This window comes from Luteimonas flava, assembly GCF_036584485.1.
In the GTDB taxonomy this organism is placed as follows: domain Bacteria; phylum Pseudomonadota; class Gammaproteobacteria; order Xanthomonadales; family Xanthomonadaceae; genus Luteimonas; species Luteimonas flava.
The window spans coordinates 216,721-241,997 of sequence record NZ_JAZHBM010000002.1 but is presented as its reverse complement, the minus strand read 5'-3'; the positions used below and the strand labels follow the sequence as shown (position 1 = coordinate 241,997).

The following is a 25,277-nucleotide window of genomic DNA, read 5'->3' as shown; positions in this document are numbered from 1 at the left end:
TTCCGATGAGCAGCATGCCTTCCGACGTCAGCTTCAATGCCGCCAGCCTCGACCGGCTGGGTGGGCATGTCGCGTTCGACGATCTGCGCCAGCAGCCGGGTGCCGATCTCGCACCGGCCGATGGTGGCTATGCGGATGCCCCGCGCGGCCCGCAGGCTGACCCGGGCGAAGATGTGCTCAACGTCGCCGCCTGGGATGGCGTTGCTGCCGGCAACCGTCAGTTGCCCGGCGACCTAGCGTTCGAAGCGCGCCTGTCGGCGATCGATCTGTCGCAGGCGGCCGACCAGGGCGCCGACGCGATTCTCGACGCACTCGTCTGAGTTTCCTGCGCAGGCCCGGCCAGCGGCTGGGTTAAAGTCCGGGCGCCTCGACTTCCGTGCCTGACGCTGGTGCTCCGTCCATGAATGCCGTTCCCTCCGCGCAGTCGCTGCGCGTCGCCGCCGATCGCATGGTGTCGGCGCTGGCGGCGCATGCCGATCCCGAGTACCGCCTGACCGTGCTCAAGCGGCTGGTGCGGCGGCTCGGCGAGGACCGGTATCCGGTGTTCCTGCGTCTGCTGGGCGTGGTGGCGGAAAGCGACGACACCCGCGCGCAGCGTCTGCTCGCCGACACGATCGGCACCGCGCTGCGGCGTATGGATCTGCCCGGCGGTGCGCTGAGTTCCTGGGGCGCGACCCGCCTGCCCGACAGCGCCGCGCCGGTCTCCGCCAGCGATTTCTCCGGCCAATTCTTCGGCGGGACCCCGCGCCGCATGCTCGGCCCGGTCGAATACCTCACCGTCTGGCACCTGCAGCGCACCCAGCGCACCGCGCTGTCGGCCGAGACCTTCCACACCAGCCTGTCGCGGATGATCGCGCTGCTGAACCAGTCGGAAGACGCCCGCACGCTGTATCCGCAGAAGCTGGCCGTCGACGCGCAGAACGAGCTCGAAGGCGCTTACACCCGCGCGACCCGCGAGCGGCTGGCGGCGATCGCGACCGCCTGGAAGGCCGGCCGCAGCCCGGACGAGATCGCCCAGGCCGCGCTCGATGCCCGCGCCACCGACACGCCGCACGGCTGGGTGCTGCGCGACCTGTAACGGTCGCGCTTGTCCGGTCATCGACCGGCTTGCAAGATGGGGTGTCCGGCTTCGCAGGAATCCATTGCATGTCCCTCTCCGCCCGCACGCCCGACGCGCGTCGTCGACGCCGCCGCGCAGGTGCCGTCACGGTGCTGCTGCCGCTGGTGCTGTGGCTGGCGGCCTGCCAGCGCGACGAGACGGCCGAGGCCGCGCCGGCCGTCGGTGGGGCGACGCCGGTGGAAGCGGTGACGCTGCTCACGGCGCATCTGCGTGCCGGCGATCTGGCGGCCTTCGCGCGGGATGCGGCCACGCCCGAACTGCGGCCCGAACTCGACGCCGCCTGGCGCGCCGGGCGCACCCGCTGGCCGCTCGACGAACTGCCACTGTCGGCGCAGTTGCCGTCGGTCCTTGCAGCGTTGAGCGCGCCGCAGGCCGAACGCGTGCTGCTGCAGACCTTCAACCGGCAGTTCGCCGGCGCCGAGCGCGAGATGCGTTCGGCTGCGGTCGGACTGGGCGGGTTCGCCATCCAGTATCTGGAGCAGGGCGGCGATTTCAGCGAGGACGAACGCGCGCATTACACCCAGCTGATCGCCGCGGCCAGCGACTGGGCCGGCGCCGCGCCACTGGCCGACCGCGTGCGCGCGCAGGAGACGATCTCGGCGCTGGTCGCCGCTGCGCGGGCCGGCGGTATCGCCAGCGATGCCGCGCTCGGCGCCGCAGGCATGCAGGCCGGGCTGACCGGGCTGTCGCCGCTGTTCACCGCCGGCAAGCTGCGGCTGGCCGCCTATGGACTGGATCTGGACCAGACCTTCGACAGCGTGGAGGCCACGCTCGAGAGCCAGACCGGCGAAGCCGCGCGCGTGCGCATGCGGTATCAGCTGGCCGGTCGCCCGGTCGACGCGGTGATCGCCGTCGAACGCCATGACGGCCGCTGGTACGTCAGCGACTTCCTGGCCCATGCCCGCGCGGCCGCGGCGGCGCCTGCGGCAGCCGCGCCCGCCGCTGCGCCGGCGGAACCCTGAGTGGGGCGCCGCAGGTGCGGCCCGGACGGGCCGCTTGGGCATAATGCCGACGATGCCTGATCAACCGACCCTCGAGTTCCCGGACGGCGACGCCACCGGGCGCACCGACCACCGCCCGGCCGACGCCGTGTCTCCGCCCGCGGCCTCCGGGCCTGCGCCGGATGTCGCGCCTGCGGACGATGCCGCGGCGCCCGCACGTGACGCGGCCTCTGCCGACGACGCCCCGGTAACCGCGCCCGTCGCGCCGAGCACATTGCCGGTGCCGCTGGCCGCGCCGCGCCGCGCGGTGCGCCGTCCGTGGTGGGCCGGCCTGCTGGGCTGGCTGATGGGTCCGTGGATCGGCCTGAAGGTGGAGCCGCAGACGCCCGAGACGCTCGTCGACCATCGCCCGGTCTGCTACGTGCTCGAGGACTACGGCCTGTCGAATGCGCTGATCCTCGAACGCGCATGTCGCGAGGCCGGCCTGCCCTCGCCGCTGCAACCCCTGCCCGGCGATCCGCTCGGCCGCAAGCGCGCCTATGTCGCGCTGTCGCGGCGCAATGCCGGCGGCGCCTTGGCGATGGCCACCGGGCAGCCGCAATCCAAGGCGACGCATTCCGAATCGCTGGCGCGCCTGCTCGAGGCGCATCGCCGCGACCCGGCGCTCGACGTGCAGGTGGTGCCGGTCTCGATCTTCGTCGGCCGCTCGCCGGACAAGAACAACGGCTGGTTCGCGGTGCTGTTCTCCGAGAACTGGACCATCGTCGGTCGCTTCCGGCGCCTGCTGGCGATCCTGCTCAACGGCCGCGACACCCTGGTGCGCTTCGCCGAGCCTGTCGACGTGCGCCCGCTGCTCGCCGAAGGTCTCGACGCCGAGCGCACGGTGCGCAAGCTCTCGCGCGTACTGCGCACCCACTTCAACCGCGTGCGCGAAGCGATCATCGGCCCCGACCTCTCGACCCGCCGCCTGCTGGTCGACAAGGTGCTCGCCTCGCCCGCGGTCAAGGACGCGATCGCCGACCAGGCGCGCCGCGACAACAGCAAGCCCGAGGACGCGTGGAAGAAGGCCCACGCCTACGCCTACGAGATCGCCGCCGACTACTCGCACCCCGTCGTGCGCTCGGCGAGCTACCTGCTGACCACGGTGTGGAACCGCATCTTCCGTGGCGTGCTGGTGCACCACATCGACACGCTCAAGGCCGCCGCGCCCGGACACGAAATCGTCTACGTGCCCAGCCACCGCAGCCACATGGATTACCTGTTGTTGAGCTATCTGCTCTACAACCGCGGCATCGTGCCGCCGCACATCGTGGCCGGCATCAACCTCAACCTGCCGGTCATCGGCACGATCCTGCGCAAGGGTGGCGCGTTCTTCATCCGCCGCTCGATTCGCGGCAACGCGCTGTATTCGACCGTGCTGGCCGAGTACGTCGCCCAGCTCGTCGCCGGCGGCTATTCGATCGAGTACTTCGTCGAAGGCGGCCGTTCGCGCACCGGGCGCCTGCTCGCGCCCAAGGGCGGCATGGTGTCGATGACGCTGCGCGCGTTCCTGCGCCAGCCCAGCCGGCCGGTGCTGTTCCAGCCGATCTACGTCGGCTACGAGAAGCTGATGGAAGGCAGCAGCTATCTCGACGAGCTGTCGGGCAAGAGCAAGAAGAAGGAATCGATCTGGCAGCTGCTGTGGAGCATTCCGCAGGTGCTCCGCTCCAACTACGGCCAGGTGGTGGTGAACTTCGGCGAGCCGATCGCGCTGGCCGATGTGCTCGCCGAACACGCGACCGGCTGGGACGGCAACGCGGTCGCCGACAGCGAGCGTCCCGAGTGGCTGTCGCGCACGGTCGACGTCATCGCGCAGAAGATCAACGTCAACATCAACCGCGCCGCCGACGTCAATCCGATCAACCTGCTGGCGCTGGCGCTGCTGTCGACGCCGAAGCACGCGATGGGCGAAGCGGATCTGCTCGCGCAGATCGCGCTGTCCAAGCAGTTGCTGGTCGACGTGCCGTATTCGGACCGCGTCACGGTGACGCCGCACACGCCGCAGGAAATCGTCGCGCACGGCGAAGAGATCAACGTGCTCGAACGCGTCGCGCATCCGCTGGGCGACGTGTTCCGCGTCGACGACGAGAAGTCGGTGCTGCTGACCTACTTCCGCAACAACGTACTGCACCTGTTCACCGCCTCGGCCTGGATCGCGTGCTGCTTCCTGCACAACCGGCGCATGAGCCGGCACACGCTGCTGCGCCTGGGCCGCACGATGTATCCGTTCCTGCAGGCCGAGCTGTATCTGCCGTGGGACGAGGACACGTTCGCCGAGCGCATCGCCCTGACGCTGGAGACCTTCGAGCGCGAAGCGCTGCTCGAGCGCGTCAGCGACGAGGACGACGGCATCTATGCCCGCAACGCCGGCCAGACCGACGAAGTCTTCCGCCTGCGCGCGCTGAGCCACCCGCTGCAGCAGGCGTTCGAGCGCTACTACATCGCGATTTCCGTGCTCGCCAAGAACGGGCCGGGCACGCTCGGCGCCGGCGAGCTCGAAAGCCTGTGCCAGCTCGCCGCCCAGCGCCTGTCGCTGCTCTACGCCCCGGCCGCACCGGAGTTCTTCGACAAGTCCCTGTTCCGCGGCTTCATCCAGAAGCTCCGCGAACTCGGCCTCGTCAAACTCGACGGCAACAGCAAACTCGTCTTCGACGACCGCCTCGCCAACTGGGCCAAGGACGCGAAGGTCATCCTCGGCCGCGAACTGCGGCACTCGATCGAGAAGGTGAGTCCGGAGGCGGTGAAGCCTGCGGAAGCAGCAGTCGCCGTCGCCGAGTGACGTGGCCGCTTCGTCCGCGCGGCGCGCCGACGGCGCGACCGATGTCCCGCAACCTCATTCCAGCGAACGGGCTGGGGGGGCCATCCCGGTCTTCGCGGCGCGCCGGGTCGCCGTTGCGGACGCAGGCTGTATGACCGGCAATACCGTCGAGATCGTCGGCATGTCCTGGGCAATGCTGACGCAGGCAATGATCTTTGCCTCCCGTGCGGCCAGCTTCATCGCTGCCCGCGATGCGCATCCCGGGCCGATGCGCTTTACATACACGCTGCCCGTCAGTCGCAAGGGCCAAGCAAGCTGAAACCGGTCAAGTACAGTCGAATCCCGCTTCGATCTGATCCGGGGAACTGGCAGTCGAGGCGCACGTCGTGAACTGGAAACGCATCGCTACATATGCAGCGTTGTTGTTTGCCGCCCAGCTCCTGCTCGGGTTCTTCGAGGGATACTGCCTGCCAGCCGATTGGAACACCGCTCTGGCCAGCAGTCTTGCCTCCCTGGTTGTGTGCAGCGGAATTTTTGCCCACCTGTCCGCGAAGCAGACATCCAGGCCTTTTGTCCACGCCTGGGCCGCGCTGATGCTTCAGGTGTTTGCCGCCGTCGTGGTGTCGCAGGTGTTTCGCGTCATCCTCGATCCTGTCGAGCACCCCTTCGCCGTGTTGGAGTGGCTGGTCCTCATTTGCGCATTGCTGATCGGCACTGCAGCAGGCACCCTCTTCGGACGCAGTGCCGGTACGCAGGACGATTTCTGACCGGGTGTCTCCGACCCACTTCGCACGCTCGGCCCGAAGGTGCATCGAACAGACCACATGTCGCGCCCGATCTCCCATCAAGAAGCGAAACTCGTCGCGCGCGTTCTGGCCGTCGGCGCCAAAGTGCCGCCCGGCCCCGCGCTGATCGCGTCCATTCCCGCGCTGAGCGTGACCGCTACCTGCAGATGTGGCTGCGCCACCATCTGGTTTGGTCCCGATGGTGACGCCACCGTCGGCCACTTGCTTGCCGAGGCGCCTGCCTCCATCGATGGCGCCTCCGTTGCCGTGATCGTCTGGTCACAAGGCGATGCGATCGCGGGCCTGGAAATCATCGGCTACGAGGCGTCCGGACTTCCCGGCCCGCTCTCGGTGACCGGCTACGGTGATCCCTGAAACCTGCGCGAGCCAACGCCGGCCCATGGCTGGATCAACGCAATCCCGGAGGCGAGACACATGAATCTGGAAACGATCGAAATCAAGGCGTTCGTGCCAGCGCGCGAACTCGCCGAATCCATGGCGTTCTACGAGGCGCTTGGCTTCGAGACGACGTTGGAATCGCACGATCTCGCATACGTCCGTTTCGGCGCGACATCATTCCTGCTGTCGCAGTTCTACAACCCGGAACACGCGCACAACTTCGTCATGCACATGCTCGTCTTGAATGCAGACGACTGGCACCGCAATGTCGAGGCGTCAGGTGTGGTCACGAAATTCTCGGTTCGTCTGAGTCCGCCGGACGATCGGCCTTGGGGAATCCGGGACTTCACACTGATCGATCCGACCGGTGTGCTCTGGCGGATCGGGCATGTCATTCCTGACTGACCCGCGTCCTCTCGACCCGTCCGCCCGTCCGCCCGTCCGCCTTGAAGGTTGCCGCCGATGTTGAAGCGCTCCGCTGCTTCTCGTATCAGCCGCTCGCATTTCGCTGGTGTCCTGCTCCTGCTGCTCGCGTGCCTGCCGGCCACCCGTGCGGTGGCATGCGCGGATCCGCCCAAGGCAGTCTTCCGGGAGATCGTGGCGACCGCGCCGACGGTCTTCGTGTTCCAGCTGACGAGTGCGTTCGAAGTCGAGAGGTCATTGGGAGGCGCCGCGCGCACCCATCATGCAGTCGGCCATATCAAGGTGCTCGATGCCCTCAAGGGCAATGCGGACGCTTTCAAGATGATCACCTACAGCTTTCGCGACTGCGGTTCGACACGCATGAGCGTCGGCCAGATCTATCTGGCAGCGACGTCGCAAGAGGGACCGCTTCTGGCGCTATGGGGAACGGAACAGGCGATCCTGGATCTCTCGCTCGACTTCTACCACGAGGCCACCAGGCGATCGCCTGCGGTCGATATCGTCAGGCGCATCGTCGACGGCGGTGCAGTGCCGGTCGACTTTCCACGTGAAGCACTGCTTCGCCCACTCGATGTCTATCCGGATCCAGTGCCGCCGGAGACGCGGGACTGAGCGCACGCGCACGTGTCTGGACCGATGTCGCCGCTGCCTCGAGATAGCGCAACCGGCACCTGCTCTCTGTCCGCAGATGCCGGCGTTCCGCCTCAGGCCGGCTCGTCCGGAATCATGTCCGACTCCAGCCGGGCGATGCAGTCCTTGAGCTGCAGCTTGCGTTTCTTCATGCGCTGCATCGCCAGCGCTTCGGGCGCCGGGGTGGCCTGGAGTTCGGCGATGGTGCGGTCGAGATCGCGATGCTCGGTGCGCAGCCGCAACAGCAGCGCGCTCCGGCTCGGGTCGATGTCGGGCGTGTCGGTCGACATGCGGTGCAGCTTATCGCAACACCGTGCCGGTCCGGCGTCTTGGCGGCGTGCGGCGCCGCTGAGACAATGCGGTGCGCCGTGCAGGGGGCCGGCGCGACGCCGGCGCGTGCCGCGTGGTGCCCACCTGCGGCAGCCCCGGCCGCTTCGCCAAGGAACCAGGATGTCCCTCCGATCGAACCGTCGCGCATCCGCGCGCCTCGCTGCGCCCCTGCTCGCCCTCGCCGCGCTGGCGGCCACCGCCCAGCTCTCCGCACAGGAGAAGTACGACGGCTACCTGTGCTGCAACCTGCGCAGCGACGGCAGCTGGATCAGCGACAGCAACTACGCCGAGAACGGCAAGCGCGTGATCCCGGTCGGCACGCCGACCAGCGTGACCGGCTATGGCCGTCACCGCGTCAATGTACGCATCGACGGCGCACGCCAGTCGATCGGCAACGACTACAGCCGTGACATCGCCCTGCCCGACTTCGCGAAGCGCTACGTGGTGACCGAGGATCCGGCGGCGAAGATCGCCACGTATCCGGCCAAGGTCCAGGACGCGATCAAGCGCGCGAAGATCACCCCCGGCATGACCCGCGAACAGGTGCTGATGTCGCTGGGTTATCCGATCAGCAGCGAGAACCCGGATCTGGACGCGGAGCTGTGGCGTTACTGGATGAGCAGCTTCGCCGAGTTCCAGGTGCAGTTCGACGGCAGCGGCCGCGTGCGCGAGATCACCACCGATCCCAATACGCGCAATCTGGTGTGGGTGCCTTGAGACAAGCCGCATCGGATTGAGCGTGGAACGAGACAGGCGCCGGAAGGCGCCTGTTTTCGTTGAGGTGACGCGACTGACGCTCGACGTACCAGGCCACTTGATGGGTTTCGCTGCGCTCTGCCCGTCCTGCGGGTGCAGCTTGTCGCTCAGGGATCGACGGGTTGCAGATGGAGGCGGTTTGCATCGAGGTGCAAACGGTGGGTCAGCGCCAGCGCATCGAGCACGGCAGGATCGTGACTGACCACGACGAGTGCGCCGGGCCAGCCACGCAGCAGCGCGACCAGCGCATCCACGCTGTCGAGATCGAGATGGCTGGCGGGTTCGTCGAGCAGCAGCAACGGCGCGGCCGGCTGCGCCCATGCGGCGGCCGCGATTGCGACCCGCATGCGTTCGCCGCCCGACAACCGGCCCAGCGGTTGGCGCGCCCGCGCGCCGGTCAGGCCGAGCAGCGCAAGTCGCGTTGCGGGCACGTCCATCGCATCGGCCTGCATCTGCGCGGCCAGCCAGTCGAGCGCCGGCATCGTCTCGGGCAGGGTCGCGAGCGTCTGGTCGAGCGACTGCACCGGCACGCAGGCCTCGACGGTGCCGCTGGCGAGCCTCGTCTCGCCGCGCAGCGCGCGCAGCAGCGTGGTCTTGCCGCTGCCGTTGCGCCCTTCGAGTCCGATGCGCACCGGGCCGAACGCATCCCATGTCAGCGCCTGCACCGGCGCGGCGGCGACGGGATGCGCGCCGTCGAATCGCAACACCCGCCGCGCGACCGGCAGCATGACCTCGGCGTCGACGAACTCGGGTGGCGGCATCGCATCGGTCGCGGCGAACGCGTCACGCACCGCGGCGTCGCCATCGGCGAGACGCTGCGCCAGTGCACCGCGCGTGCGTCCGGCATGGCGTTCGGCATTGCCCTTGGCGTGGTCCAGCAGCAGCGGGGACTGGTTGCTGTCCTCGCGCATCCGCTGCCCGCGGGCCTGGCGCTGGTCGAGCCGCTGGCGTTCGCGTCCGACCGCGCGTTGCGTCCGCGCGCGGTCGCGCCGTGCCTGTGCGAGTGCATCCTCGGCCTGACGACGCGTGGCATCGCGCGCGGCGCGCCACGCGTCGAGTCCGCCGTCGATCCATTGCAGCCCGTCGCCACGCAACTCCGCCAGCCGCGGCATCGCGCGCAGCCACACGGGATCGTGGGTCACGATCAGTAGGGCCCCTGCGCGTTGCAGGAACTGCCGGCACCAGGACGCGGACGCGTCGCCATCGAGGAAGGTGCTGGGCTCGTCGAGCAGCAGCACGCGCGCAGGGCACCACGAGGCCGCGAGCAGACGCAGCTGCTGGCACTGCCCACCCGACAGCTGCGACGGATCGGCTGTCGGCGCGAGACCGGAGAGGCCCAGCGCTGCGAACGCATCCTCCAGTCGCGTTTCGAGCGACCAGTCGTCGTCGACGCATGCTGCATCGTCCGCGTCGCCATGACCCGCCAGCAGCCGATGCAGCGCATCGAAACGCGCGCCCAGACCCAGCAGATCGACGACGCGCGGCGGCAGTGGACCCGGATGCTGCGTCAGCAGCTGCAGACCGCCGGCCACTTCGACCGTGCCGGCGCGTGCGCCCGCGGCCAGCTGCCGGAGCAGCGTGGACTTGCCGGTGCCGTTGGCACCGACCAGCGCGCTGGGGCCGTCGGGCAGCACCAGCGAGAGAGCGTCGTAGAGCAGGCTGCCGTCGTCGCGCGCGGCGGACAGGCCACGGGCGCGCAGCGCGGCCACGACGGCAGGAGAGACAGACAGCGACGCGGAACGCGTCGGGGAGACGGGCACGGACATGGAAGACCTCGCGGACATGGGGACGCGACCCGGTCGGGTCGTCGGGCTCGATGTCGGCTCAGTGCTTCACGTCATTGCGCTCCTGGAGAATTCGTTGCACGCCACGTGCCGCAACGGGCGGCCACGCGATCGGCGTGCAGTCTACGACCGCGCGCCGCACCGCCGCATTAACGCGCAGTGCGGACGGCGCAGGCGAACGGATGCCCGGCCATCCGCACGTGCCGGCGATCAGTCGCCGCGTACGAAGGTCCCGATCGGCACGTCGCCATCGACGAAATCCAGCGTGCGGCCCACGGTGCCCGGCGCGTCCAGCGCGGCAGCGGCGACCGCCGCCACATTGGCGCGCGAGACCGGCGTGCCGCTGTCGGCCTCCGTCCCGTCGGCGACACGGCCACTGCCGGCGTCATCGGTCAACCGGCCCGGGCCGAGAATCGTCCAGTCCAGCGCGCTGTCGCGCAGATGCGCATCGGCGGCGGCTTTCGCTTGCGCATAGGCGAAGAAGCCGTCGTCCGGTGCGATGCCGTGGTCGAAGCCGGCGCCGATGTAGGACACCATCACGTAGCGCCGCACGCCGGCGCTGGCCGCGGCGTCGATCGAGCGGATCGCCGCATCGCGATCGACCGCATAGGTGCGCGCGGCATCGCCACCGCCTGCGCCGGCCGACCAGATCACCGCGTCGTGGCCTGCGAGCTGCGCGGCGATGGCATCGGTCTGCGCGTGCTCGATGTCGAAAACGACCGGCGTCGCGCCGGTGTCGGCGACCGCGTCGCGGTGGGCCGCGTTGCGGAACAGCGCGGTCACGGCGTGTCCGCTTCCGGTGAGGCGCCGGGCCAGCTGCAGGGCGACGCGGCCATGGCCGCCGATGATGACGATGCGCGACATGTGCGCTCTCCGTTCAACAGGAATGGCGTCGCAGCCTGGCATGGCGCGTGTTGGCGCGCGGTCGCGGGGATGTTGCCGTACGGCCGATTGGAGCGCCCGGTAAACTGGCGCGATGAGTACCGTCCTGCCCCTGCACGAACCGCTGTCGCGCGCGCATGATCCGCGCCATGACGCGCCGGCCGTGCACAGGCTCGGCAAGCGGCTGCGCCACCAGATGGGTCGCGCGATCGCCGACTTCGGCATGATCGAGGCCGGCGACAAGGTGATGGTGTGCCTGTCGGGCGGCAAGGACAGCTACACCCTGCTCGACATCCTGCTGCAGCTGCAGTCCAGGGCGCCGGTGGCGTTCTCGATCACCGCGGTCAACCTCGACCAGAAGCAGCCCGGATTTCCCGCGCACGTGCTGCCCGACTATCTGGCATCGCGCGGTGTCGACTTCCACATCATCGAGCAGGACACCTACTCGGTCGTCAGCCGGGTGATCCCTGAAGGCAAGACGATGTGTGCGCTGTGCTCGCGCCTGCGTCGCGGCGCGCTGTATCACCACGCGGAGCAGCACGGATTCACGAAGATCGCGCTCGGCCATCATCGCGATGATCTGGTCGCAACGTTCTTCCTGAACATGTTCTTCCACGCGAAACTCGGCGGCATGCCGCCGAAGCTGCGCAGCGACGACGGCCAGCATGTCGTGATCCGTCCGCTGGCCTACGCGGCCGAAGCCGACATCGCCGCGTATGCGCAGGCCAGGGCGTTCCCGATCATCCCCTGCACCCTGTGCGGCTCGCAGGAGAACCTGCAGCGCAAACAGGTGCAGAAGATGCTGGAGGCCTGGGAGCGCGAGACGCCCGGACGCATCGAGACGATCGCGCGCTCGCTGGGCAATGTCAGCCCGTCGCAGCTCAGCGATCCGGCGCTGTTCGATTTCCGCATGTCCGGTGCCGGCGCGGCGCCTGCCGCGATCGACGCCTGGTTGCCCGACGCGCCGCACGCGCCGATCGACATCGCGATGCGGGAGGCATGACCACCGCCATCCGCGCCGCGTCGACGCGGCGCCGGCCGTCCACGCCTGTCCACGCGCGGCGCAGGCCCGTATCCCGCACGTTCTGACGCCACCGCGTCCCTGCGGCGTCCCTCCCCACTTCCAATGGACTCATCAGCCCCATGTTCTTTCGCAATCTGACCCTGTTCCGCTTCCCCACCAACCTCGACCTGTCCGAGCTCGACGCGCGTCTGGCGGAATTCCCGCTCAAGCCGGTCGGCCCGCTGGAGATGTCCTCGCACGGTTTCGTCTCGCCGCTGGGTCGCGAGGCCGAAGTGATGGCGCACCGCATCGAGGACACGATCTGGGTCACCGTGGGCGGCGAGGAAAAGATCCTGCCCGGCCCGGTGGTCAATGAGCTGCTGTCGCGGCGCATCGAGGAATTCGAGGAAAAGCAGGGCCGCAAGCCCGGCGGCAAGATGCGCAAGCAGATGAAGGACGACCTGCTGCAGGAACTGATGCCGCGCGCGTTCGTGAAGCCGGTGCGCAGCGATGCGTTGATCGACCTCCAGCACGGCGTGGTCGCGGTGAACTCGTCCAGCCGCAAGAGTGCGGAAAACCTGGTGTCGCAGATCCGCACCGCGCTGGGCAGCTTTCCCGCGCTGCCGCTCAATGCCGAGGTCTCCCCGCGTGGCGTGATGACCGGCTGGATCGCCGGCGAGCCGCTGCCCGACGGCCTGACGCTGGGCGAGGAATGCGAACTCAAGGATCCGTCCGACCAGGGCGCGATCGTGCGCTGCCAGCGTCAGGATCTGCAGTGCGAGGAGATCACCCGCCATCTCGATGCCGGCAAGCAGGTCACCAAGCTCGCGCTCAATCTCGACGACCACGTCTCGTTCGTGCTCGGCGAGGATCTGATCGTGCGCAAGTTCAAGCTGCTCGACGGCGCACTGGATTCGCTCGAGCACACCGAGAACGACGACATGCGCGCCGAACTCGATGCCCGCTTCGCGCTGATGCGCGGCGAGTTCAAGCGCCTGTTCACGGTGCTCGAAGGCGCGCTGAAGCTGTCGAAGGCGGAGTGATCCTGCTGTCCGTGGGCGCATGCGTGCGTCCACCGCAGACCACCGCGCGGCGTGCGCGCACTACAATCCGCGCATGCCGTCCCTGTCGCGCCTGTTGTCGCGTTCCGCGAAGCCCGCTTCGATCCAGCGCGACTCGCTCCGTCTGACGCTCGAGGACGGGCGCGAGATCGAGGTGCTGCGCGTGCGCGATCCGCGCGCGCGGCGCATCCGTCTCAGCGTCAGCGAACGCGGCGCGCGTCTGACCCTGCCGCTGCGCGCGAGTCTCGTCTCCGGCGATGCCTTCCTGCAGCAGCACCGCGCGTGGCTGGCCGCGCAGATCGCGGCGCATGGCGAAGCGGCGCCGCTGCAGCGTGGCGTGACCACGCAGCTGCCGCTGCGCGGCGTGTTGCATCCGCTGCACTGGGGCAGCGGGCGGTTCAGTCATGTGCGCATGGACGACGACGGCGCGCTGACGTTCGTGTCGCCCGAGCACGCCGGCCCCGCCGCGCTGCAACGCGCGTTGCGCGAGTTCTACGAAGCGCAGGCACGTGCCGACATCGGCCGCTGGCTGCCGGCCTATTTGCCGGGCCTTCCGCGCACGCCCCGGCGCATCTGCCTGAAAGTGATGTCCTCGCAGTGGGGCTCGCTCGCGCCGGACGGCACGCTCAATCTGGATCTGTCGCTGGTGCTCGGCGCGCCTTCGGCGTTCGAATACGTACTGGTGCACGAGCTCTGCCACCTGATCCACGCCGACCATTCGCGCCGGTTCTGGAGCGAAGTCGAAGCGCGCTGCCCGGCCTGGCGCGACGCGCGCGACTATTTCCGCGACCACGGCCGCCGGCTCAAGGCCGATCTGCACGCGCTGCTGGCCTGACCCGGAAGTTTTCGAGCCGCCCGGTGGCCGCTTCCGGGCCGCGCTCGCGTTGACCGGAATGTGCGGCCGGTGCCGCCGGAGAACGCGATGGTCCGCCCGTGCCTGGCCCTGCTGCTCGTCGTCCTGCTGCCCGGCTGCCGCCAACCCGGCGACGCGCTGGGCACGACGATCCGCTTCGATGCGCGCGGCGACCGGGTCGCAGCGACGCCGGTGCCGACGCGGGCGACGTCGCTGGCACTGCCTGCGGATTTCCCGCGCGACGTGCACCTGCCCGCGCGCTACGCGATCGACACGCTGACCGACATGCCGGGCACGCAGATCATCAACCTGCTCGCCGACGGCGAGGTGGTGGCGCTGTCGCAGGAAACCCGGCGGGCGATGGAGCACGACGGCTGGCAGCGTCGGCTCGTCACGCATCACGGCGAGGACAGTGCGGTCCTCGCGTTCGAAAAGGACGGTCGCAGCGCGCTGTTCGCGTTCGACCGCAACCAGCCGGCGCAGCCGTCGGAGGATCCGGGCGTGATCGTGAGCCTGCAGCTGCAGGACGGCACCGCGCGGCTCTGAAGGACGCAGTCGAAAGCCGTCCGACGACGCGGGCGCTCAGCGCTGCAGGAAATCCCCGATCGCGGCGGCGACGTCCGCGGGTTGTTCCATGTGCAGGTGGTGGCCGCCGGTGATGACGGTGAGCGCGCCGTCGGGCAGCAGACGCGCGCGGCGGGAGCGGTCGGGTTCGGGCAGGTAGACCTGCGGCGGGTCGGCGTAGATCACGCGCGTGGGGCATTCGATGCCGGCGATCAGCGCATCGACCTGGCCGGGCGTCATGCGCACGGCGGTGGGAATCGTCAGACGCGGATCGCTGCACCAGACGTGGCCGCCTTCGACCGGCTGCACGCCACGCTCGACCAGCAGGCGCGCGACGGGTTCGCTGAGCGCATTGACCCGCATGCGCGCGCGGATCGGCGCTTCGAGATCGGGAAACACGCGCAGCGGACGCGTGCCCAGGCTGCGCGAGGACATCACCGCTTCGCGCAGGCGCGGTACGGTGTCCGCTTCGCTCTCCGGCAGAGCGCCCAGCGCTTCGATCGCGACCAGCCGTTCGATACGCTCGGGGACCGCCGCGGCCACGAGACTGGCGATGCCCGCGCCCATCGAATGCCCGAGCAGCGCGAACCGGTCCCAGCCCAGCGCGTCGGCGATGTCGAGCACCTGGTGGACCGCGCCGACGAAGGTGTAATCGGTGCCGACCGGCATGTGCACGCTGCGGCCGTGGCCGGGCAGATCCGGCGCGACCACGTCCAGGCCGTCGAAGTACGTGGACAGCGGCACGAAGCTCGCGGCGTTGTCGAGCCAGCCGTGCAACGCGAGCACGCGACGTGCGCCGACGGTGCCGAAGCGCAGGCCGCGCACGGTGCCGATGCCGATCTCGACCTCGAACGGCTGCGCCTGCGCGACGCCGCTCATGCGCGCACCGCCAGGTCGCGACGCGTCAGCGTGGCCAGCGCGCGCGCATGCGACGGCGCGTCGTTGAGACAGGGGATGTAGCGCAGGTCCTTGCCCCCGTGCGCATGGAAGATCTCCGCGTTCTGCAGCGCGATCTCCTCCAGCGTTTCCAGACAATCCACCGCGAAGCCCGGACACACGACGTCGATCACGCTGATGCCATCGCCGCCCAGCGCCTTGAGCGTCTCGTCCGTGTAGGGCTGCAGCCACGGCTCGCGACCGAAGCGCGACTGGAAGGTCAGCATCGCCGCGTCCGGCGCGAGGCCCAGCGCCTGCACGATCGCATCGACGCTCGCGCGGCACTGCAGCGGATACGGATCGCCGGCATCGGCCAGCCGCTGTGGAATGCCGTGGAAGGAGAACAGCAGGCGCTCGCCGCGGCCATGGACGTCCCAGTGCGCGCGGATCGATCCGGCCACGGCCTCGACCCAATCCGGATCCAGGTGATAGTCGTCGCGCATCTGCGCGATGCCGGTGGCGCCGAAGATATCGTCGACCACGTCACGCACCGATGCCGTCGTCGTCGTCGAGTACTGCGGATACAGCGGCAGCACCTGCACGCGCGCGTGACCCGCATCGCGCAGGCGGGTCAGCACGCGGCGCAGCGACGGATTGCCGTAGCGCATGGCGTAGACCACCTCGGCTTCGGGTATGTCCGCCTGCACCGCGTGCGTGAGCCGCGCGGTGTGGACGGCGAGCGGCGAGCCGTCCTCCATCCACACGCCGGCATAGAGTTTCGCCACACGTGGGGAGCGGAACGGCAGGATCACGAAGTGCAGGATCGGGCACCACAGCCAGCGGGTCAGCGCGACCACGCGATGGTCGTGCAGGAATTCGGCGAGATAGCGGCGCACCGCTTTCGGCGTCGGCGCGTCGGGCGTGCCGAGATTGACGAGCACGACGGCGTCGCGCGCGGCGTTCGGAGAGGGGGATTCGGACATCCCCATAGAATGGCAGGCGCACCGGCGCAATGGCAGCGTCCGGGTGCTGCGGAAAAACTCATGTGCGATTCATTGCACCGTCACTAGCCTGAATCCGTTCTGCGTGCGCATGTCAGCGCGCGTCCGATTCGCGCCCTTGCCCCGGAGCCACCATGACCCGTCCGTTCCGCCACACCGTGCTGGTTGCCGCCCTCGCCACCGCGTTCGTCGCAGGGCCTGCCGTCGCCGGCCCGACCGAAGACGCCCGGGCGCAGAACGCGGTGCGCGTGCTCAACGAGATCCAGGCGATTCCCGAATCGGGCATCCCCGACAAGCTGCTCGACGAAGCGCGGGCGATCGTCGTCATTCCCGACACCATCAAGGCGGGCCTGATCATCGGCGGCCGCCGCGGCCACGGCCTGATGTCGGTCAAGACGCCCGAAGGCACCTGGTCCAGCCCGGCCTTCGTCAAGATCACCGGCGGCAGCATCGGCTTCCAGGCCGGCGTGCAGTCCTCGGACGTGGTGCTGGTGTTCCGCAACGAGCGCAGCCTGGAATCGATCGTCAACGGCAAGTTCACCCTCGGCGCCGATGCCGGCGTGGCCGCAGGCCCGGTGGGCCGCAACGCGGCCGCGCTGACCGACGGCCAGCTCAAGGCGGAGATCTGGTCGTGGTCGCGCGCGCGCGGCCTGTTCGCCGGCGTCGCACTCGATGGCGCGGTGCTGCAGATCGACGACGACGCGAACATCGCCGTCTACGGTCGCACCACCACGCCGCGCGCGATTCTCGAGAACCGCCCGGGCACCGCGCCGTCGAGCGCGGTCGTCGATTTCCGCGACCGTCTGGAAGAAGCCAGCGCCACCGCGCGCGTCTCGCGGGGCGGCACCGCGGTGCCGGTCGCACGCAGCGCGCAGCAGCCTGCGTACACGCCGGCGATCCAGAACGTGCCCGAGACCACCACCGCGCCCGTGCAGCCGCAGCAGGGCCAGCCGTCGACGCAGGGCTTCCAGAACGTCGACGACCAGCCGGCGACCGTCGAACCGCTGCCCGAATACTGAAGTGCAGCGCGCACCCGCACGCTGCGTGCGGGTGCGGTGCGTTATCCTGCGAGACCACCCGCAGCTCCCGGAATCCCGCCATGGGCAGTTTCAGCATCTGGCATTGGGCCATCGTCCTCGTTGTCGTCCTGCTGGTCTTCGGCACCAAGAAGCTGCGCGGCGCCGGCCGTGATCTCGGCGAAGCGGTGAAGGGCTTCAAGAAAGGCATGCACGACGACGAGACGCCCGAGCGTCTCGACGACCGTTCGCGGCAGGACGCCGCGGCCCGCGAGGCCGACAGGACGCGCCACGACGACCTGCCGCCGCGCTGACGCGGACAGCGCTCGATGTTCGGAATCGGTACCGGCGAATTGATGATCATCGCGCTGGTCGCGCTGATCATTCTCGGTCCCGAGCGGTTGCCCAAGGCGGCCCGTTTCGCAGGCCTGTGGGTGCGTCGTGCCCGGGCGCAGTGGTATTCGGTGAAGTCGGAACTCGAACGCGAACTCGCCGCCGAGGACCTCAAGCGCAGCGTGCGCGATGCCCAGCGTTCGATCGCGGACGTCGGCACCCAGCTGCGCGATGCCGAGCAGCACGCACGCAGCAGCCTCGACGACGTGCGCAAGGAAGCCGGCGATCTGGTCGCCCAGGCGCGCCGCATGTCCAGCGAACCCCCGGCCACGCATCGCAGTCTCGACGCCCTGCCCGATCCCGCGCCGCCGGCGGAACCGCCGCTGCCGCCCGACGCGATCGCCGGCGATCCCACCCGCCCGCCCGTCCCGGCGACGGCCACCGCCGACGAGGAGACCGATCGTGGCGCTGCACGCTGACGAAGACGGCGGCGAAGGCAGCCTGATCGACCATCTGATCGAACTGCGCATGCGCCTGATGCGCGGTCTGGCCGGTACCGGCCTCGTGCTGCTGTGCCTGCTGCCGTTCGCCAACAAGCTCTACGGCCTGCTCGCCCAGCCGCTGCTCGACAAGTTGCCCGAAGGCGCGCACCTGATCGCGATCGAAGTCGCCTCGCCGTTCTTCGCGCCGCTGAAGCTCGCGTTCTTCACCGCGCTGGTCGTGACCATGCCGTGGCTGCTCTACCAGGCCTGGGCCTTCGTCGCGCCGGGCCTTTACAAGCGCGAGAAGCGGCTCGCGATGCCGCTGCTGGCGTCGGCGGTCGCGCTGTTCTACATCGGCTGCGCGTTCGCGTTTTTCCTCGTGCTGCCGTCGGTGTTCAAGTTCCTGACGCTGGTGACGCCCGATGGCGTGTCGATGATGACCGACATCAACGCCTATCTGAACTTCGTGCTGGTGATTTTCCTCGCGTTCGGCCTGAGCTTCGAGCTGCCGGTGGCGCTGGTGATCCTGGTGCTGCTGGGCTGGGTGACCACCGACCAGCTGCGCGAGGCGCGCGGCTATGCGGTCGTCGGCGTGTTCGTGCTGGCCGCGGTCATCACCCCGCCCGATGTCGTCTCGCAGCTGATGCTGGCGATTCCGATGTGCCTGCTCTACGAGGCCGGCATCATCGCCGCGCGCCTGCTCGCGCCCAAACCCGACGCGGTGCGCGACGAGGCATGAGTCCGCCGGTCGCCGCGCCCACGCCGTTGCTGCGCCGCTACACGGCGTGGTCGCTGGATGCGGCGGCGATCGGTGTGCTGGTCGTCGCGCTGATGCACCGGCGCCTGTGCGAAGCACTCGAGACCTGCGGACGCGCGATCGATGCACTGGCGCAGGCGATGGCCGCACTGATGCAGCAGACACTCGACCTCGCCGCGTCGCCGGCCGCGCTGTGGCAGGCGTGGATGGCGGATCCTGCGCTGCAGGTCGCGATCACCGCGCTGGCGCTGGCGATCACCTCGCTGACCCTGCCGACGATGGCGCTGTTCGCGCTGCTCGCGCTGGTGTGGTTCACCGGCTTCGAGGGCTCGCGCTGGCAGGCCACGCCGGGCAAGCGCCTGCTCGGCCTGCAGGTGGTCGACGACGACGGACTGCCGCCGGGCTACGTGCGCGCCGGCCTGCGCACGGCGGCCGGCCTGCTGTCGTGGGTGAGCCTCAACATCGGCCATCTGATGGCCGCACGTGCGCCGCGCTACCAGGCGCTGCACGACAGGATCGCCGGCACACACGTGGTGCGGCTGACCGATGCCCCGATGCCGATGCCGGCCCGTCTGTGGCTGGTGCTGCAGCCGCCGGTGTTCTGCCTGCTGCTGGCGCTGCTGATGCAGCAGCTCGACCGGAGCGTCGCCGCCGCGCTGGACGCGACGCTCGGGCTCTGACGCGTCGTCAGAGTTCGATGCGGCTGTTGTCGGGGCTGCCGGCACCCGGCGTCGGACCACCGGTCGACGCGTCGTCCTGCGGACCACAGACGTCGCGCCACATCGCGTACATCGCGCCGAACATCACGATGTAGAGGATCAGCAGCAGGATCAGATACAGCGGCAGCACGAGCAGCGCGGCGAGGCCCGGATGCACGAGGCTGGCGACGACGCTGATGATGGTCACGACCATCGCGAACGCGAGCATCAGCGCGAAGCCACCGGCCATCGCGATCGCAGCGGCCACGACCACCGGCAGCACATTGCGCAGCGCACCGCCGAGGCCGTCGGTGAACGCCTGCAACACCGGACGCCCGCCGAGCGCGACCTGGCCCAGGCCGATCGCGTAGACGGTCGCGTAGTAGACGCCGAAGAAGATCGCCAGCGCCATCAGCGGACCGATGCCGGCCGGCGGCAGCGGCAGATCCGGCGGTGTGGCCGGCCCGGTCTGCGCGCTCATTTCCTGGCTGATGGTCAGCACCTGCATGTACCAGTCGACGACGCCGTCGCCGAACGCACTCACCAGCGCGTAGAACGTGGCGATGTAGAGCGCGCCCATCAGCACGCCGAAGCCGATCAGGCGCCCGGCGTTGCCGCCGGTGAACACCGCGAACAGGTCCGTCGGCTGCGCGGGACGCCCGTGCTCGGCCGCGTCGATGACGTGCAGCACGCCGGCGATCAGCAGCGGATAGACGATGATCGACACCAGCGACGTGGCGCCGATCAGCATGACCTGGGTACTGGCATCGAGCCCGAACGCGAGCTGGGCGATCGCCTGGAACACGTTCGGCACCAGCGCGAGCAGCGCCACGATCGCCGTCGCGCCGTACACCGCGCGCGGATTGGACCGACCCACATTGACGCCCTGCACGATCCACTTCCAGCCGTGGCCGGCCCCTACCGTCCGAGTCGTCATTTCCGCCGTATTCCAGGTGTCTGTCGCGTGGACGCGCCACGAAGGGCGTCATCGTATCGCATGCATTGGAGACGCCGCTGGGATGCGCTGTGTGTTCAGCCGCAATGGCGGCGGTTTGCTTCGGGGGACCCCGCTCGCTTCCGACAACAGCGGTCGGTGCGCGGCGGGCGCGGGCAGCAGGCAGCGAGGCTCGAAGCTTCCGCGTCCACGCCGTCATTCCCGCGAAGGCGGGGCTTTCAACGGACGCATGTCCGGTAATCCATCTTGATCTTGTTCTGGCTCTGGCCCTTGGCTCGGCTTCGGCTTTCGCCTTGGCCCTGGCTTTGGCTTTTGGCTTTGGCTGGCGGCCTTTGACTTGAATCGAGCCGTAGAGCGAGCCGAGCACCGGAGCCTGGCGTGGCCGAAGAGCAGCCCGTGTCTGAGCGAAGCGAGTTTGGGCTGCGTGCCGCGTCAGGCGAGGAGCGGAGGGGACCGACGCGGCCTCATCGCGTCGGCTCGCGTCCGGCGAAGGGACCTTTTGGTTCCTTTTGGGTCCATCCAAAAGGGACTCGCACGCGCAGCGGGCGAAAGCTCTGTACTTGCTCGATCTTGTTTGCTCGTCGCTTTGCGACTTTGATTCTTCGGCTCGAGAGATGCGAGTCAACGGCAAAAGCGAAGATCAAAGACAGGGCTTCCGCGCTGTTGCGCGGCTTACTTTTGTCTTGGCAAAAGTAAGCAAAACCGTCTTCGCCGGACGCGATCCGACACGGCTGCGCCGTGCCGGTCCCCTGCGCTTCTCGGACGACGGGGCACGCAGCCCAAACTCGCTGCGCTCAGACATGGGCTGCTCTTCGACCCCGCCGCCCTGCGATGCTCGGCTCGCTCTACGGCTCGATTGAAATCAAAGGCTGAAAGCCAAAGCCAAAGCCAAAACCGGAGCCGGAGCAACCGCAACCGCGAAGCAAAAGCCGAGCGACGCAATGTCCCTGGATGACCGGACATGCGTCTGTTGAAAACCCCGCCTGCGCGGGAATGACGGCGACAGCATCAGTCGCGCAGCAACGCGCCTGCGAAGCGTACGAACCGCTGCAGCACCGCCCGCGCCGCCGGCGCCGCCCGCACACCCGCGACCAGTGCGACCGGATCGAGCCCTTCCTGGTACAGCGGCCCCGAGCGCGCGCGGATGTAGCCGCGCATGTGAGTGGCGCTGAACTCCGGATGGAACTGCACGCCCCAGACGCGCTCGCCCCAACGGAAGGCGTGGTGCGGTTCGAGTGCGGAATGGGCGAGCAGGGTCGCACCGTCTGGCAGGCGCAGGACGCTCTGCAGGTGCGTGGTCTGGGCGAGGAACCGTGGGCCGGCGGCGGCGAACAGCGGGTCGTCGGACGCCGCCGCGTGCGTGTCGATGTCGAGCGTGCCCATCTCGCGACCGCGCGGGTTGGGGCCAACTTCGCCGCCGAGCGCATGGGCGATCAGCTGGTGGCCGTAGCAGATGCCGAACAGCGGGACGCCGGCATGCGCCGCGTCGCGCAGCCAGGTGGCGCTGCGCTCGCTCCAGTCGGCGCGGTCGGTGACCATCGCGCCGGAACCGGTGACGATGACGCCGGCGAAATCGTGCGCATCGGGCAGCGCGGCGCCGTGTTCGACGTCGACCACCACTGCGTCACGTTCCGACAGACCGGCAGCGACGCGGATCCAGTGCGGAAAGCCGCCATAGCGGCGCATCGAGGGCACGGGCTGGCCGGTTTCGACGATCAGGAAGCGGCGGTCGGACGACATCGAGGGGCAGCCGGAACAGGAAGACGGCGCAGCGTAGCGGATCGGGACGGGTGGGCGTTGGTCTGGGATCGCGCCTCGATGCCCCTGCCCTCACCCGACGCGCCTAGCGCGTCGACCTCTCCCGGAGGGAGAGGTGCGCAGACCGTCGCGTATCGCGCTCGCAACAAGTCCGCGCCACGACGCACGAGCCCCTTACTCCCGCGGCGGCAGCACCGTCATCACTTCTTCCACCGTGGTCACGCCTTGCGCGACCTTCTCGGCACCGGCCATGCGCAACGTGCGAAGACCTTCGCCGACGGCGGTCCGGCTGAAGCCCGACAGCGCCATGTCCGGCTGGATCTTCGCGCGCAGCGCGGGCGTGATCGGCATCAGTTCGTAGATGCCCACGCGGCCGAAGTAACCGGTGTTGCGGCACTCCAGACAGCCGACCGGTCCACAGGCGGTCTCCGGCGGCGGCACGTCGCTGTCGGGGCCGAGCAGCGCGCGCCAGCCTTCGGGATCGACCGGCTGCGGCGTCTTGCAGTGGCGGCACAGGGTGCGCACCAGGCGCTGGGCGAGCACGCCATTGAGCGTGGAGGCGATCAGGTAATGCGGCAGGCCGAGATCGAGCAGGCGGGTGATCGCCGACGGCGCGTCGTTGGTGTGCAGCGTCGACAGCACCAGGTGGCCCGTCAGCGAGGCCTGCACCGCCATCTGCGCGGTGTCGAGGTCGCGGATCTCGCCGATCATGATGATGTCGGGATCCTGGCGCAGCAGCGTGCGCACGCCCTGCGCGAAGGTCAGGTCGATCGCGTTGTGGACCTGCATCTGGTTGAGTTCGACCGAGACCATTTCGATCGGGTCTTCGACGGTGCAGACGTTGACGTCGTCGGACGCCAGTTTCTTCAGCGTCGAGTACAGCGTCGTCGTCTTGCCCGAGCCGGTCGGACCGGTGACCAGCACGATGCCGTGCGGACGTGCGACGAGATCGTTCCACGCCGCCGCCTCGCCGGCATCGAAGCCGAGGTGTTCGATCGGCTTGAATGCGGTGTCGGGGTCGAAGATGCGCATCACGACCTTCTCGCCGAAGGCGGTCGGCATCGTCGACAGACGCATCTCGACCTCGCGCCCGCCGGGCGAACGCGTCTTGATGCGGCCGTCCTGCGGACGCCGGCGTTCGGCGAGATCCATGCGGCCCAGCACCTTGATGCGGCTCACCGCCGCGGTCATCACCGGCGGCGGCATTTCGAAGACCTTGTGCAGCACGCCGTCGATGCGGAACCGCACGCGGCCCACGTCGCGGCGCGGTTCGAGATGGATGTCGGAGGCGCGCTGCTCGTAGGCGTACTGCAGCAGCCAGTCGACGATGTGGACGATGTGGTGGTCGTCGGCGTTGACGTCGCCCGAGCGGCCCAGCTCGACCAGCTGCTCGAACGTCGGCGCGTTGCTGCTGGTCTCGCGTCCGTCCTTGGCGCCGCGGATCGAGCGCGTGACGCCGAAGAACTCCATCGTGTAGCGGTGCAGATCGAGCGGATTGGCGACGACCAGATCGATCTCGCGCCGCAGCAGGCGCTGGATGTCGGTCAGCCAGTCCAGCGCCAGCGGTTCGCTGGTGGCGATGCGCGCGCGGTCGGGCGTGACCTCGACCGGCAGGATGCGGTGGCGCTTGGCGTAGGCGTGCGAGAACAGATCGGTGACATCGCCCACCGCGATCTTGGTCGGATCGATGCGCAGATAGATGTGGCCGGTGGCCTGCGCCAGCCATTCGGTCAGCGCTTCGAGGCCCAGTTCGGTGCCGGGCCGGCGCGCCGACGGCAGCTTGAGATTGGCCAGCAGCACCAGCGGATGCACGGTGTCGAGTCCGCGCGTGTTGCGACCACTCGCGCGTGCGCGATCGGCATCGGCCGGCGTCAGCAGGCCATCGGCCAGCAGCGCGTCGATCACGGGGTCGAGGGTCAGGCGGCCCGGCGGCAGGCGGCCACCGAAGACGGCGGGCGCACGGGTGCCGGTCGAATGCTGCGGAGCGCGCGGATCGTTCAAGCCGGGTCCTCCAGGGCGCACGGTGCGTCGGGCGCTTTGATGCGGCCCGCTATACTAGCGCGCCGCCGCAGACGCGATTTTCCCGATGACCGGACCGACGTTCCAGGAGCTGATCCTCACGCTCAACACCTACTGGGCCAAGCAGGGCTGCGTGCTGATCCAGCCGCTGGACCTCGAGGTGGGCGCGGGCACCTTCCATCCGGCCACGTTCCTGCGCGCGCTCGGCCCCGAGCCGTGGAATGCCGCCTACGTGCAGCCGAGCCGCCGCCCGACCGACGGCCGCTACGGCGACAACCCGAACCGCCTGCAGCGCTACTACCAGTACCAGGTGGCGATGAAGCCGAATCCGGACAACATCGTCGAGCTGTATTTCGACTCGTTGAAGGCGCTCGGCATCGATCCGCAGGTGCACGACCTGCGCCTGGTCGAGGACAACTGGGAATCGCCGACGCTCGGCGCCTGGGGCCTGGGCTGGGAGGTCTGGCTCAACGGCATGGAGGTCACGCAGTTCACGTATTTCCAGCAGGCCGGCGGCATCGAGTGCAAGCCGGTGCTGGGCGAGATCACCTATGGTCTCGAGCGCCTGTGCATGTATCTGCAGAACTGCGACAACGTCTACGACCTGGTGTGGACGCACGGCCCCGACGGCACGCCGGTCACCTACGGCGACGTGTATCACCAGAACGAAGTCGAGCAGAGCGCCTACAACTTCGAACATGCGAACGTGGAAGTCCTGTTCCGCCGCTTCGACGAATGCGAGGCCGAGGCGCTGAAACTGGTCGAGCTGGGCCTGCCGCTGCCGGCCTACGAGCAGGTCACCAAGGCCAGCCACAGCTTCAACCTGCTCGATGCGCGCCGCGCGATCAGCGTGACCGAACGCCAGCGCTACATCCTGCGCGTGCGCACGCTGGCGCAGGGCGTGGCCAAGGCCTACTACGCACAGCGCGAAGCACTGGGATTTCCGGGGCTGAAGCGCGGGACCGAAACTGCTTGAGCCCCTCTCCCGCCCGCGGGAGAGGGGTTGGGGTGAGGGCGCTTTTCGCGCACTGCCATTAAAGCGCCCTCATCCGGC

The 25,277-nt window shown here is 69.0% G+C and carries 28 protein-coding genes and 1 pseudogene; 20 read left to right on the top strand and 9 right to left on the bottom strand.

What is annotated here, in order from left to right:
* Positions 1–5: 5 nt before the first annotated feature.
* The 9 genes from V3391_RS08105 to V3391_RS08065 all read left to right on the top strand — a co-directional run bounded on the left by V3391_RS08105 (position 6) and on the right by V3391_RS08065 (position 7,077).
* On the top strand, positions 6–320 hold the full coding sequence (locus tag V3391_RS08105) for a hypothetical protein (RefSeq protein ID WP_332077934.1): 315 nt from the start codon (positions 6–8) through the stop codon (positions 318–320).
* A gap of 80 nt (positions 321–400) precedes the next feature.
* Entirely contained in the window at positions 401–1,078 is a 678-nt protein-coding gene (locus V3391_RS08100) for a hypothetical protein (protein WP_332077933.1), read from the top strand.
* Positions 1,079–1,146: 68 nt separating this feature from the next.
* Positions 1,147–2,082: a hypothetical protein gene (locus V3391_RS08095; protein ID WP_332077932.1), complete on the top strand. Its 936-nt coding sequence runs from the start codon at positions 1,147–1,149 to the stop codon at positions 2,080–2,082.
* A gap of 43 nt (positions 2,083–2,125) precedes the next feature.
* Positions 2,126–4,879, top strand: a complete 2,754-nt coding sequence (gene plsB / locus V3391_RS08090; protein WP_332077931.1) for a glycerol-3-phosphate 1-O-acyltransferase PlsB — start codon at positions 2,126–2,128, stop codon at positions 4,877–4,879.
* A 1-nt stretch (position 4,880) separates the two neighbouring features.
* On the top strand, positions 4,881–5,177 hold the full coding sequence (locus V3391_RS08085) for a hypothetical protein (protein WP_332077930.1): 297 nt from the start codon (positions 4,881–4,883) through the stop codon (positions 5,175–5,177).
* A 67-nt stretch (positions 5,178–5,244) separates the two neighbouring features.
* Positions 5,245–5,625 (top strand): hypothetical protein, encoded by a 381-nt coding sequence (locus V3391_RS08080; RefSeq protein WP_332077929.1) that lies wholly within the window; start codon positions 5,245–5,247, stop codon positions 5,623–5,625.
* A 57-nt stretch (positions 5,626–5,682) separates the two neighbouring features.
* Positions 5,683–6,018, top strand: coding sequence for a hypothetical protein (locus V3391_RS08075; protein WP_332077928.1), 336 nt, complete (start codon positions 5,683–5,685; stop codon positions 6,016–6,018).
* Between the two features lie 60 nt (positions 6,019–6,078).
* On the top strand, positions 6,079–6,447 hold the full coding sequence (locus V3391_RS08070) for a VOC family protein (RefSeq protein ID WP_332077927.1): 369 nt from the start codon (positions 6,079–6,081) through the stop codon (positions 6,445–6,447).
* A gap of 57 nt (positions 6,448–6,504) precedes the next feature.
* Positions 6,505–7,077, top strand: a complete 573-nt coding sequence (locus V3391_RS08065; protein WP_332077926.1) for a hypothetical protein — start codon at positions 6,505–6,507, stop codon at positions 7,075–7,077.
* 92 nt (positions 7,078–7,169) lie between these two features.
* Here the strand turns inward: V3391_RS08065 and V3391_RS08060 are convergent, their stop codons facing one another.
* Entirely contained in the window at positions 7,170–7,385 is a 216-nt protein-coding gene (locus tag V3391_RS08060) for a YdcH family protein (protein ID WP_332077925.1), read from the bottom strand.
* 160 nt (positions 7,386–7,545) lie between these two features.
* On the opposite strand from V3391_RS08060, the gene bamE reads away from it, so the two are divergent.
* Positions 7,546–8,142, top strand: coding sequence for an outer membrane protein assembly factor BamE domain-containing protein (gene bamE, locus V3391_RS08055; RefSeq protein WP_332077924.1), 597 nt, complete (start codon positions 7,546–7,548; stop codon positions 8,140–8,142).
* 146 nt (positions 8,143–8,288) lie between these two features.
* Here bamE and V3391_RS17830 read toward each other — a convergent pair whose 3' ends face one another.
* The 3 genes and pseudogenes from V3391_RS17830 to V3391_RS08045 form a co-directional block, all read right to left on the bottom strand.
* Positions 8,289–8,813, bottom strand: coding sequence for an ATP-binding cassette domain-containing protein (locus V3391_RS17830; RefSeq protein WP_425497245.1), 525 nt, complete (start codon positions 8,811–8,813; stop codon positions 8,289–8,291).
* Positions 8,814–9,407: 594 nt separating this feature from the next.
* Positions 9,408–9,947: pseudogene (locus tag V3391_RS17825) on the bottom strand (ATP-binding cassette domain-containing protein); the annotation flags it as partial.
* 228 nt (positions 9,948–10,175) lie between these two features.
* Positions 10,176–10,829, bottom strand: a complete 654-nt coding sequence (locus V3391_RS08045; protein WP_332077922.1) for an NAD(P)H-binding protein — start codon at positions 10,827–10,829, stop codon at positions 10,176–10,178.
* A gap of 112 nt (positions 10,830–10,941) precedes the next feature.
* Here V3391_RS08045 and ttcA point away from each other — a divergent pair, with 112 nt between their 5' ends.
* The 4 genes from ttcA to V3391_RS08025 all read left to right on the top strand — a co-directional run bounded on the left by ttcA (position 10,942) and on the right by V3391_RS08025 (position 14,310).
* Positions 10,942–11,850 carry a tRNA 2-thiocytidine(32) synthetase TtcA gene (gene ttcA / locus V3391_RS08040; RefSeq protein ID WP_332077921.1) on the top strand — a complete coding sequence of 303 codons (909 nt, stop codon included), beginning with the start codon at positions 10,942–10,944 and terminating at the stop codon, positions 11,848–11,850.
* Between the two features lie 140 nt (positions 11,851–11,990).
* Positions 11,991–12,893, top strand: coding sequence for a recombination-associated protein RdgC (locus V3391_RS08035; protein ID WP_332077920.1), 903 nt, complete (start codon positions 11,991–11,993; stop codon positions 12,891–12,893).
* A 73-nt stretch (positions 12,894–12,966) separates the two neighbouring features.
* On the top strand, positions 12,967–13,746 hold the full coding sequence (locus V3391_RS08030; RefSeq protein WP_332077919.1) for a M48 family metallopeptidase: 780 nt from the start codon (positions 12,967–12,969) through the stop codon (positions 13,744–13,746).
* A gap of 87 nt (positions 13,747–13,833) precedes the next feature.
* On the top strand, positions 13,834–14,310 hold the full coding sequence (locus V3391_RS08025) for a hypothetical protein (protein WP_332077918.1): 477 nt from the start codon (positions 13,834–13,836) through the stop codon (positions 14,308–14,310).
* 36 nt (positions 14,311–14,346) lie between these two features.
* Here V3391_RS08025 and V3391_RS08020 read toward each other — a convergent pair whose 3' ends face one another.
* Both V3391_RS08020 and hemH read right to left on the bottom strand, forming a co-directional pair.
* Complete coding sequence (locus V3391_RS08020; protein ID WP_332077917.1) at positions 14,347–15,207, bottom strand: alpha/beta fold hydrolase; 861 nt, start codon at positions 15,205–15,207, stop codon at positions 14,347–14,349.
* Positions 15,204–16,187, bottom strand: coding sequence for a ferrochelatase (gene hemH / locus V3391_RS08015; RefSeq protein ID WP_332077916.1), 984 nt, complete (start codon positions 16,185–16,187; stop codon positions 15,204–15,206). The genes V3391_RS08020 and hemH overlap by 4 nt, the downstream gene beginning before the upstream one ends.
* A gap of 152 nt (positions 16,188–16,339) precedes the next feature.
* Here hemH and V3391_RS08010 point away from each other — a divergent pair, with 152 nt between their 5' ends.
* From V3391_RS08010 to V3391_RS07990, 5 genes are all read left to right on the top strand, one after another.
* Entirely contained in the window at positions 16,340–17,224 is an 885-nt protein-coding gene (locus V3391_RS08010) for a lipid-binding SYLF domain-containing protein (RefSeq protein ID WP_332077915.1), read from the top strand.
* Positions 17,225–17,304: 80 nt separating this feature from the next.
* Positions 17,305–17,535: a Sec-independent protein translocase subunit TatA gene (tatA, locus tag V3391_RS08005; RefSeq protein ID WP_332077914.1), complete on the top strand. Its 231-nt coding sequence runs from the start codon at positions 17,305–17,307 to the stop codon at positions 17,533–17,535.
* A 15-nt stretch (positions 17,536–17,550) separates the two neighbouring features.
* Positions 17,551–18,033, top strand: coding sequence for a Sec-independent protein translocase protein TatB (gene tatB / locus V3391_RS08000; protein WP_425497223.1), 483 nt, complete (start codon positions 17,551–17,553; stop codon positions 18,031–18,033).
* Positions 18,023–18,775, top strand: coding sequence for a twin-arginine translocase subunit TatC (gene tatC, locus V3391_RS07995; RefSeq protein WP_425497244.1), 753 nt, complete (start codon positions 18,023–18,025; stop codon positions 18,773–18,775). The genes tatB and tatC overlap by 11 nt, the downstream gene beginning before the upstream one ends.
* Positions 18,772–19,473 (top strand): RDD family protein, encoded by a 702-nt coding sequence (locus V3391_RS07990; RefSeq protein ID WP_332077912.1) that lies wholly within the window; start codon positions 18,772–18,774, stop codon positions 19,471–19,473. The genes tatC and V3391_RS07990 overlap by 4 nt, the downstream gene beginning before the upstream one ends.
* A gap of 7 nt (positions 19,474–19,480) precedes the next feature.
* On the opposite strand, the gene V3391_RS07985 is transcribed toward V3391_RS07990, so the two are convergent.
* The 3 genes from V3391_RS07985 to V3391_RS07975 all read right to left on the bottom strand — a co-directional run bounded on the left by V3391_RS07985 (position 19,481) and on the right by V3391_RS07975 (position 23,872).
* Positions 19,481–20,428 carry a hypothetical protein gene (locus V3391_RS07985; RefSeq protein WP_332077911.1) on the bottom strand — a complete coding sequence of 316 codons (948 nt, stop codon included), beginning with the start codon at positions 20,426–20,428 and terminating at the stop codon, positions 19,481–19,483.
* 1,026 nt (positions 20,429–21,454) lie between these two features.
* A complete protein-coding gene (locus V3391_RS07980; protein ID WP_332077910.1) occupies positions 21,455–22,186 on the bottom strand; it encodes a glutamine amidotransferase in 732 nt (243 codons plus the stop codon).
* A 192-nt stretch (positions 22,187–22,378) separates the two neighbouring features.
* The gene (locus V3391_RS07975) at positions 22,379–23,872 is read right to left on the bottom strand and encodes a GspE/PulE family protein (RefSeq protein ID WP_484498653.1); all 1,494 of its coding nucleotides are present in this window, start codon (positions 23,870–23,872) and stop codon (positions 22,379–22,381) included.
* Between the two features lie 418 nt (positions 23,873–24,290).
* Between V3391_RS07975 and glyQ the strand changes: the two genes are divergently transcribed.
* Entirely contained in the window at positions 24,291–25,199 is a 909-nt protein-coding gene (gene glyQ, locus V3391_RS07970) for a glycine--tRNA ligase subunit alpha (protein ID WP_332077909.1), read from the top strand.
* Positions 25,200–25,277: the final 78 nt, after the last annotated feature.